Below are 10,201 nucleotides of genomic sequence, written 5' to 3' on the forward strand. Positions count from 1 at the left end.
CGGGGGCCGGGCGTTTACGACAGGCCGTATTTCCTGATCTTGTCGTGCAGCGTGGTCTTTGCGATCTGCAACTCCTCCGCTGCACGGGCAAGGCTGTGGCCGGTGCGGCGCAGCGTATCGGCGATCAGCGCGCGTTCGAAGGCCTCGACCGCCTCGGCCAGCGGCCGGGCGGTCGCGGGGTGGGCTGAGGCAAAAGGCGGGAAGCCCTGTTCGATGCCCAGCACGCAGCGGTCGGCGACATTGTGCAGTTCCCGCACATTGCCGGGCCAGTCATAGGCCATCAGCCGGCGCATTCGCTCCGCATCCGGCGACGGCACCGGGCGGCCATGGCGGGCGGCGGCCTGCTGGATGAACTGCTCGAACAGCAGCGGGATGTCCTCGCGCCGTTCGCGCAGCGGCGGCAGCGGCAGGTTGGCGACGTTCAGCCGGTAATAGAGGTCGGCGCGGAACTGCCCGCGGTCGGCCAACTCGCGCAGGTCCACCTTGGTGGCGGCGATCACCCGGCAGTCGACATGGACCGGCGTGTTGGAGCCCAGCCGTTCCAGCGTGCGTTCCTGAAGGACGCGCAGGAACTTGATCTGCACCGCCGTCGGCATGCTCTCGATCTCGTCGAGAAACAGCGTGCCGCCGTTGGCATGCTCCACCTTGCCGATCCGCCTTTTGCCGGCCCCGGTGAAGGCCCCGGCCTCATGCCCGAAAATCTCGCTGTCGATCAGGCTTTCCGGCAGGCCGCCGCAATTGATGGCGACGAAGTTGCTGGCGCGGCGCGGGCTGGCGTCGTGCAGGCAGCGGGCCGCCAGTTCCTTCCCTGACCCTGTCTCGCCATGGATCAGCACGTCGGCGGCGGAAGTCGCGAGTTCGCCGATCAGCCGGCGCACCCGCTCCATCTGCGGCGATCCGCCGACCAGCCGCGCTTCGATGCTGTCGCGGTTCTGCAGCCGGGCGCGCAATTCGCGCACCTCCAGCGTCAGCCGCCGCTTCTCCAGCGCGCGGCGCACCACCTCGACCAGATAGTCGGGAGAGAAGGGCTTCTCGATGAAGTCGTGGGCGCCCAGTTTCATCGCCTGCACCGCCATCGACACGTCGCCATGGCCGGTCATCAGCACCACCGGCAAATCCGGATCGGTGCCGAGCAGCGTCGAGAGCAGTTCCATGCCATCCATGCCCGGCAGGCGGATGTCGGTGACGACCACGCCGGGAAAGCCTTCCGCCACCAGCCGCCGCGCCTTCTCCGCGCTGTCCACCGCCTCGGTCGGAATGTCCTCCAGCTCCAGCGCCTGTTGGCAGCCGAGGCTGACGTTCGGGTCGTCCTCGACGATAAGAACCTTCAGGGCGGCGGAGGAAGTGTCGGGCATGCGAGGTCTTCGGCGAGGATGGTGGTCGGGTCGGCGGGCAGGTCGGCGGCGGGAAGGTCGATGGTGAAGACCGCGCCGCCATCCGCACCATTCGCCCCGGTCAGGGCGCCGTCGAAGTCACGCACGATCCCGGCGGAGATGGCAAGCCCCAAGCCGAGCCCGCCGCTGCCCTCCCGCGCGCCGTCCTTCGCCGCTTCCTTGGTGGTGAAGAAGGGCTCGAACAGGCGGGGCAGGACGTCTTCGGACAGGCCGTGGCCGTTATCCGCCACCTGGATGCGTGTCCGGCCGTCCTCCGTCCGCGCGGTAAGAGTCATTTTGCCGCCCGTCCGCCCGGCAAGCGCATCGAGGCCGTTGGCGACCAGATTGACCAACACCTGCTCCAGCCGGTTGGGATCGCACAGCGCAGCCACGTCCTCCGGCACGTCGACCGTCACGGCGATGTCGGATCGCCGCAGCCGTTGCTCAAGCAGGAACAGCGCGTTGTCGATGGGCCGCCGCACCGCCACCGGGCGGGGGGCGCCCGAGGATTTGCGGGCGAAGGATTTCAGTTGGCTGGTCAGGGCACCCATGGCGTCCACCAGCTGGGCGATGCGCTCCAGATTGCTCTTTGCCGCGTCGAGGTTGCCGCGCTGGAGGAACTTGACCGTGTTGCCGGACAGGGTGCGCAGGGCTGCCAGCGGCTGGTTCAGCTCATGCGCCAGCCCGGCGGACAGCTGGCCGATCACCGCCAGCTTGCCGGCATGCACAAGCTCGTCCTGCGCGGCGCGCAGGTTGCGGGTGCGCTCTTCCACCTTGCGTTCCAAGTCGCGCAGATGGCCGCGGCGCTGCACCCACATCAGCAGCAGGATGCCGAGGAAGGCACTGCCGACCGCCGCCAGCGCCGCGCGGGTCCAGGCCATGCCGGTGATCTGCGAGACCGGCGACAGGACGGTCATCGTCCATCCCGTGCCGTGCAGCGGTGCCGTCTGGGCCAGGAAGCTGCCGCTGACGGGGAAGACCGCCGTTTCCGCCTCCCCGTCGGCCGGGCGGGCGAGTTGCACCAACTCCGCATCCGGGGCGATCCGGTCCAGCGGCGTCAGGCCAAGCGGCGGCAGTGGACGGGCGTTGTATTGCAGGGTGCGGTCGAACTGCCGGCGCGTCGGCTCGTCCATCGCCCGCAGGGTGGTAAATTTCCAGGAGGGGACCGAGGCGAGGATGACCACACCGTTCTCGTCGCTGACGAGGACCGGTGCCTCCACCGTCGACCAGGACTGCTCCAACTGCTCCAGGCTGACCTTCACCACCGCCACGCCGACGATGGCGCCATCCTCCGCCAGTGGCGAGGACAGATAATAGCCTGCTTCCCCCCGCGTGGTGCCGACGCCGAACAGGCGGCCCTGGCGACCGGCGGCAGCCTCGATGAAATAGGGGCGGTAGGACAGATCCTCGCCGATGAAGCTGTCGGGGCGGTTCCAGTTGCTGGCGGCCACCACCCGGCCCTGGCGGTTCAGCACATAGATCGACAGGGTGCCGGCCCGCTCGTTCAGCCGCTCCAGATAGCGGTTCAGCCCCCAGGCCAGCGGCGCCCGCCCGGTCACGAGGTCGAGAACGTCGCGCTCCAGCCCCAGCGTGGCCGGGAAATAGGCGTATTTGTCGATCTCCCGTTCCAGGCTCTCGGCATAGAGGTCGAGCCGGTGGCGACCGGTCTCCTGCAGGGCGGCCAGCCCCATCCCCTCGCTGATGCGGAACCCCGCCAGCCCGGCGAGCAGGGCCAGCCCAGCCAGGACCGGCAGGAGAAGACCTATGGTGCGGACGCGGCGTGTGATCTGCATGAAAAAGGCGGGCAGGGACAGGAAAGGGGACCGCCGCATCATAGCAGAAGCCCCCCTTCCATTGCCCGCCTGCCTTGAGGACCGGGTCGTCCCGCTTACTCCGCCGCGGCCGGGGCGGGCAGGGGCGCGTCGACCTCCTCTTCGTCCTCCTCGCCGATGGCGCCCTCCCACTTGGCGACGACCGTGGTGGCGATGGCGTTGCCCAGCACGTTGGTGGCGGTGCGGCCCATGTCGAGGAAGTGGTCGATGCCCATGATCAGCAGCACGCCGGCCTCCGGCAGGTTGAACATCGGCAGCACGGCGGCGACCACGACCAGCGACGACCGCGGCACGCCGGCGATGCCCTTGCTCGACACCATCAGCACCAGAAGCATGACGATCTGCTGTTCCAGCGTCAGCGGGATGCCATAGGCCTGGGCGATGAACAGCGCCGCGAAGGTCGTGTAGATCATCGAGCCGTCGAGGTTGAAGGAATAGCCGAGCGGCAGGACGAAGCCGGTCACCCGCTCCTTCACGCCGAACTCTTTCAGCCCTTCCATCACGCGCGGATAGGCGGATTCGCTGGAGGCGGTGGAGAAGCCCAGCAGCATCGGCTGGCGCATGGTCTTCACCAGACGGAACACGTCGCCCTTCAGCACGACGAAGCCGGCGAAGATCAGCGTCGCCCACAGCACCGCCAGCGTCAGGTAGAAGCTGCCCATGAACTTGCCGTAGACCGCCAGCACGCCCAGCCCCTGCGTCGTCACCACGTTGGCGACGGCGGCGAAGACGCCGATGGGGGCAAAGCGCATGACATAGTCGGTGACCTTCAGCATCACCGGCACGACCTCTTCGATCGAGCGGGCGAGCAGGCCGGCCTTGGTGTCGCGCAGCTGGCCGATGGCGAGGCCGACGAAGATCGAGAAGATCAGGATCTGCAGGATCTCGTTGTTCGCCATCGCCTCGAAGAAGTTGCGCGGGAAGACGTGGGTCAGGAAATCCTTCAGGTTCAGGGCCGAGGTCTTCAGCCCGGCGCTGGCCGCGGCATCGGGCAGCGGCACGCCGACATTGGCGCCCGGCTGCAGCAGGTTGGCGAAGACCAGCCCGATGAACAGCGAGGCGAAGGAAGCCATCAGGAACCAGCCGACCGCCTTGCCGCCGATGCGCCCGACGGTGCGGGCGTCGCTCATGCCGGCCAGGCCCGCGACCAGGGTGGAGAAGATGAGGGGCGCGATGATCATCTTGATCAGGCGCAGGAAGATGTCCGTCACCATCGCGAAATAGCTGGCGATGGTCTTGGCGGCGGCCGGGTCGAACATTCTGTTGCAGACATAGCCGGTGACGATGCCCAGCAGCATGGCGACGATGATCAGCGTCGTCTGTTTGTTCATGGTCCTACTACCTCACCTTTCCCGCCCGCCTCATGCGCCGGCCGGGGTAACGGTCGATTGGGTACCGGCTTTCCAAGCCCCTCACGGGACCGGAATGGGGGCCGGGTGGCGGAACGGTCAGCCGGTGATGATCGGGAAATTCTCGACAGCGCGCGGAGTTCGGCCGCCATGACAGGCGTCGGCCGTAGCCTCGCGGTCGCCCGGCAGGTCGTGTTCGGTGCGCGTCGTGGCAGGCATCGGACGCTTCGCTCCCCTGATCTGATGAGTCGGCCCCGCCTGCGCGGGACGCGACCCATAAGGAGCAACCGGCGTGCCACTGGCCGGCGGGGGCGATCAGCCGGCTAAGCTATTGGAACTATGAGGCTCCATCGTTGGTCAGAGCCGCCGCCGTTCGGATTTCCGAACACGGCCTGTGTCTGGTGTTCGGAAATCCGGATGTGGCCGGGCAGGAGTAGAAAGGCGAGGAGCAAAGGGCCGGGCTCAAAGTTCCAGGAAGGGGCGGAAGCCGCCGTAGATCATCCGTTTGCCGTCGAAGGGCATCTCGCTCATGTCCTTCGGCATGCGGGGATCGGCCATGACCTTTGCGTTGATCGTGTCGCGGTCCTCGCGCGACTTGTAGACGATCCAGGAGAAAACGACGATTTCCTCCTCGGTCGCCTGCACCGCGCGCGGGAAGGATGTCAGCTCTCCATAAGGCACATCGTCGCCGACGCACTCGACGAAGGCGAGTGCGCCATGGTCCATCCAGACAGCTCCGGCCTTGCGGGCCATCTCCTTGTAAGCATCGAGCTTCTGTTTCGGCACGGCCAGGACGAATCCATCGACATAGGACATGATCGTCTCCTCTGTTGCAGCGTGACCATGGGCAGGATGACTGGTGAAGGGCGGGGCGAATCCGCATTCGCGCTTCGGGGACAGGCTTCCGTCCAGCCTCGGCGATAGCGGATGACTGGTCTGCCGCCAATCCGATTGCGTATTGCAATCAGTTGCCATTAGGCCAGACCGATCCTATTTTGCAAGCGGTTTTCGGAGGAGTTCGCGATGGAGGACAGGCACCGTTCAGGCTGTCCGATCAATCTGACGCTGGAGGTGCTGGGCGACCGCTGGAGCCTGATCGTCATCCGCGACATCATGTTCGGGAATCGCCGGCATTATCGGGAGTTGCTGGGCCGGTCGCATGAGCGGATCGCCTCCAACATCCTGTCCGACCGGCTGAAACGCCTGATGGACGCCGGGTTGCTGACGAGGCGGGACGATCCATCCCATCAGCAGAAGGCGATCTACAGCCTGACGGAAGCGGCGATTCAGCTTCTGCCGCTGCTTGTGCATATGGGAGCCTGGGGCCGCCGGCATCGGCCGGTGACCCCGGAACTCGCCATCCGCGCCCGACTGCTGGAAGAGGGCGGGCCGCCGTTGTGGGAGGCTTTCATGGACGAACTGCGCAGCCTGCATCTGGGGGCGCCGGTCAAAGGGCCTTCGGTCCTCGCCGGGCTCCAGGCTGCGTATGAGAAAGTCGCCGCGGAACAGGGCATCCCGACCCTGTAAGCGGCCAAAGCCCCGAAAGGCTATGGGCGCGTCGGATTCACTCCCTCACCACATAGGTGAAGTAGCGGATCACGCCGTTCGCGTCGGTCTCCCGGTACAGCCCCTGGATTTCGTTGTCGAAGCCGGGGAAGCGGTTGGCGCTCTCCTGGAAGACCTTCAGATAGTCGATCATCGGCTTGGCCCGTGCGTCCAGCCGTTCGCCCGGTACGATGGTGGCAATGCCCGGCGGATAGACCACCCACAGCGTGGTGGCGATGCGGCCGGCGATTTCGTCGATGGGCAGGTAATCCACGTCGTTGCGCACCAGATGGCGCGTCGCCTCGCGCGGGGGCATCGCCATGGTCGGCAGATGCTCCGGCCGGAAGATGGCGCGCTGCAGGGCGCTGGTGTTCTTCTCGCGGTAGAAGGCATGCATCTCCGCGCACAGGTCGCGCAGGCGCCGGCCCAGGTAATGGGCGCGCCGCTTGGCGACGAATTCGGGGATGACATCCTCCAGCGGGGCGTTGTCGTCGTGCAGCCGCTTGAAGGCGACCAGACCGCTCAGCAGGGTGCCGGCCTTGCTCGATTCCACCCCCGGCGTCAGCAGGAACAGCAGGGAATTGAGGTCGTTCTTCTCCGGAACGATGCGGTTCTCGCGCAGATACTGCGCCACCACCGGGGCCGGGATGCCGTGATCGCCATAGGCGCCGCTGTGGCGGTCGAAACCGGGGGTCAGCAGCGTCAGCTTGTTGGGGTCGGTCATGGCATAGCCCGGCTCCACATGCTGGAAGCCATGCCAGTCGGCGCCGGGGGCGAACTCCCAATGCCGCACGTCGGTCGCCAGCTCGTCGGTCGGCACCTCCTCCCACGCGGTCTCGGTGCCGTTGCGGGTGACGCGGTCCGGCACGAAGGGGTCGAAGAACCAGCGCTTGGCCGGATCGCTCTCGCGCTCCTCGAACTCGCGGCGGATGGCGCGGATCTTCTTGCGCAGCTCGATGCCCAGCCGGATCGTGTCATCCCACAGGATCTCGCCCGACCGCCCCTTCATCATCTGCGCCCCGACGTCCAGCGAGGCGAACAGCGGGTAGAAGGGCGAGGTCGAGGCGTGCAGCAGGAAGGTCTCGTTGAAGCGGCGATGCTCCACCCGGCGGCGCTGCCCCTTGATGTGGTTGTCCTTCACATGGATCTGCGAAGCCTGGGAGAAGCTGGCCAACTGCTTGTGGGTGGACTGGGTGGCGATGATGCCGGGATGGCCGTCGTGCAGCCCCTCCAGCCCCATGGCGAAATGGCCCTTGAACAGCGGGTGGAACTTCAGGAATCCGGCCCAGGCCTCGTCGAACAGGATGTAGTCGCAGAGCTTGCCGATCCGCTCCAGCATCATCTGGGCGTTGTAGATGGTGCCGTCGTAGCTGCATTGCTGGATCACCGCGGCGCGGAAGGGGCGCTCGCGCTTCCAGGCATCGGGGTCCTTGACCAGCGGGTTGCGGCGGATGCGCTCGCGGATCGTCTCCTCGTCCAGCGCCCGCGGGTCGATCGGGCCGATCAGGCCGTGGGCGTTGCGCTCGGTCTCCAGGAAGACCGGGATGCCGCCGCCCAGGAACAGGCTGCCGTGATGGGCCGCCTTGTGGTTGTTGCGGTCGAACAGCACGAGGTCGTCTTCCGCCACCAGCGCCGACAGCACGATCTTGTTCGATGCCGAGGTGCCGTTCAGCACGAAGTAGGTGCGCTCCGCCCCGAAGATGCGGGCAGCCTCCTTCTGCGCCTGCAGGGCCGGTCCCTCATGGACCAGTAGGTCGCCCATCTCCAGCACCGAATTGTCGATGTCGTCGCGGAACACCGCCTCGCCCAGATGTTCGACGAAGATGCGGCCGATCGGGCTGCGGCTGTAGAAGATGCCGCCATTGTGGCCGGGACAGGTCCAGAGCTGGTTGCCCTCTTCCGCGTAATCGACCAGCGCACCGAAGAAGGGGGTCTTCAGCGTGTCGGCATATTGCTTCAGTCGGCTGACCAGATTCTTGGCGATGAATTCCGGCGTCTCTTCCGCCAGGAAGATATAGCCGTCGACCTGATTCAGCACGTCGACCGGAATGTTCTCCAGCCGCTGGCGGCGGACCAGCAGGATGATCGGCATTTCCAGCCCGCGCTGGCGGGCAAAGGCGATCAGCGAGGCCTGCTTGCCGTCGGCGCCGCGCTTGCCCCAGTCGACGATCATGCAGCCGATGGCGGCGTCGGTGCGGATGGCGAGTTCGGCGTCCTCGACCCGGCGGGCGCGGACCACCTCGAAGCCCATCCGCTCCACTTCCGACAGGATCTGCTGAAGCCGCATGCCCTCCAACTCGTCCACCTCGAAGGCGGGGGCGCAGACCAGGAAGTTGAAGCGGCGGAAGAAATCCATGCGATGGGTCTCCGGAAGGGCAGGGAGGAGAATGAAAGAAAATGCGGATGGGGCCGGCGAGGGCGATTATTCCGCCGCCGCCCAGGTGCCGCGATAGTCGTGCGGCGGCTCACGGTCGGCGGCCCCCAGGGCGCGCTGAAGGAAGACGCTGTCGGTCCAGCGCCCGAACTTGAAGCCGACGTTGCGCAGGATGCCGGCCTGGACGAAGCCGCAGGCCTCATGCAGCCGCAGCGACGGGACATTGGCGCTGTCCACCACGGCGATCATCTGGCGGCAGCCGGCAGCGGTGCAGGCCTCGATCAGCGCCGGCAGCAGAAGCCGGCCGATGCCGCGGCCCTGATGATCCTTGTGGACGTAGATCGAGTGCTCAACGGTGTAGCGGTAGGCCGGCCGCTTGCGGAAAGGGGCGGCATAGGCATAGCCGACGACCAGCCCATTAAAATCCGCGACCAGATGCGGCAGCCGGCGCTTCAGCATCGCCTTACGGCGGCGCTTCAGTTCTTCCGGATGTGGGGGCTCGATGTCGTAGGGCCCGAGTCCCCGCTGGATGTGGTAGCTGTAGATGTCCAGCATCGCCGGCACATCCGTCTCCGCCGAATTGCGGATGCGCACGGACGACGGGCCCGGCGCCGCGACGGGGAAGGCACCGGTCTGATCGTTGGCCGGATTGGCGTTCGGTGTGGACATGTCGTACACGGGAGCTTCCCCTGGCAAGCAGCGTCGGCACGACCCCGCGCCCGCGCGCAAAGCTACAGCAGATCCATGACAGACGTATGACGTTCGGCGGTTTGGCCGGCTACTCTCCCAGACGCGATTTCCAGTCTTCGACCCTGCCGCTCTCCACCCGCCGCCGGGCCAGATCGCGCCAGCCGGGGGCGAGCGGCTCCAACTCCGCAATGCCTGCCAGCGTCCGGACGTCGCCGGTGTCGTGATAGAAGGCACGCAGGATGCGGGCCAGCGGCCAGTCGGGCAGGCGACGCTCGACCAGCACGACGCTGTCGCCGGCCGTGGCCATGCCCGGTTCCAGCACCCGATAATACCAGCCGGTCCGACCGGTGGCCTGCACCCGGCGCGCCATGTCCGTCACGCCGAACCGGTGGTTCAGCTTCCAGCAGGGCTGGCGGCCCTGGCTGACCTGCAGCGTCGCCGTTCCGATGCGGAACACGTCACCGACGCAGACCTCGTTCTCGGTCAGCCCCAGCGTCGACAGGTTCTCGCCGAAGGCCCCGACCGTCTCCAGCAAGGGAGCGGGCGAGGGCAGGTCGGCCCGCCATGCCGCGTAATGGTCGAACGGATAATGGTGCACGGCCTTGTCCGGGCCGCCGTGATTGCGGAGATCGGCCTGCTCGTCGCCGGCAAGCCCGGCCGGCCCGATGGCGAGTGTGACGTCGACCGGTTGTTTGCCGATGGCGCTGAGCGCTCCCGGCTTGCCGAACGGGACAGCCTTGCCGATCAGAACGGCCTTCAGCGTTGCGGTCGCGGCATTAATCGTCACGGGCGTCTCCGGTCTCATCGTCTCGCCGTTCCGGCGCTTCGCAGCCTCTTCCTTAACAGCTTCGGGATTCGAGCGTGAAGGCTGCCCTACGGTGCCAACGGTCATGGCTCGTCTGCGTCGGCGGCAGGGAGCGGAGTTGCACTTCAGAATAGAACCTACCCGCCCACAAGAGCTTGTTGCAACCGGATAGAAATGTCAGTGGTTTGCGCAAAGTAGGAATGTCAGTAGGTCAGGCTTAGGCTTGACGGTGT

Annotated in this window: 8 protein-coding genes; 1 reads left to right on the plus strand and 7 read right to left on the minus strand. The window is 66.6% G+C overall.

The features are described from left to right. Positions 1–14: 14 nt before the first annotated feature. The 4 genes from FZ983_RS32715 to FZ983_RS32730 form a co-directional block, all read right to left on the minus strand. Complete coding sequence (locus FZ983_RS32715) at positions 15–1,355, minus strand: sigma-54 dependent transcriptional regulator (protein WP_149228956.1); 1,341 nt, start codon at positions 1,353–1,355, stop codon at positions 15–17. Beyond that, a complete protein-coding gene (locus tag FZ983_RS32720) occupies positions 1,328–3,208 on the minus strand; it encodes an ATP-binding protein (RefSeq protein ID WP_247884073.1) in 1,881 nt (626 codons plus the stop codon). Before FZ983_RS32720 ends, FZ983_RS32715 begins: the two co-directional genes overlap by 28 nt. Before the next feature lie 53 nt (positions 3,209–3,261). After that, a complete protein-coding gene (locus FZ983_RS32725; RefSeq protein WP_149228958.1) occupies positions 3,262–4,536 on the minus strand; it encodes a dicarboxylate/amino acid:cation symporter in 1,275 nt (424 codons plus the stop codon). Between the two features lie 480 nt (positions 4,537–5,016). Further along, complete coding sequence (locus FZ983_RS32730; protein WP_149228959.1) at positions 5,017–5,370, minus strand: DUF1428 family protein; 354 nt, start codon at positions 5,368–5,370, stop codon at positions 5,017–5,019. A gap of 207 nt (positions 5,371–5,577) precedes the next feature. Here FZ983_RS32730 and FZ983_RS32735 point away from each other — a divergent pair, with 207 nt between their 5' ends. Continuing rightward, the gene (locus FZ983_RS32735; protein ID WP_149228960.1) at positions 5,578–6,081 is read left to right on the plus strand and encodes a helix-turn-helix domain-containing protein; all 504 of its coding nucleotides are present in this window, start codon (positions 5,578–5,580) and stop codon (positions 6,079–6,081) included. Positions 6,082–6,118: 37 nt separating this feature from the next. On the opposite strand, the gene FZ983_RS32740 is transcribed toward FZ983_RS32735, so the two are convergent. From FZ983_RS32740 to FZ983_RS32750, 3 genes are all read right to left on the minus strand, one after another. Continuing rightward, entirely contained in the window at positions 6,119–8,455 is a 2,337-nt protein-coding gene (locus tag FZ983_RS32740; protein WP_149228961.1) for an Orn/Lys/Arg decarboxylase N-terminal domain-containing protein, read from the minus strand. Positions 8,456–8,521: 66 nt separating this feature from the next. Further along, entirely contained in the window at positions 8,522–9,142 is a 621-nt protein-coding gene (locus FZ983_RS32745) for a GNAT family N-acetyltransferase (protein WP_188092609.1), read from the minus strand. A gap of 109 nt (positions 9,143–9,251) precedes the next feature. Beyond that, positions 9,252–9,950 (minus strand): MOSC domain-containing protein, encoded by a 699-nt coding sequence (locus FZ983_RS32750; protein ID WP_247884074.1) that lies wholly within the window; start codon positions 9,948–9,950, stop codon positions 9,252–9,254. Positions 9,951–10,201 lie beyond the last annotated feature (251 nt).

Source organism: Azospirillum sp. B21, assembly GCF_008364825.1.
In the GTDB taxonomy this organism is placed as follows: Bacteria; Pseudomonadota; Alphaproteobacteria; order Azospirillales; family Azospirillaceae; genus Azospirillum.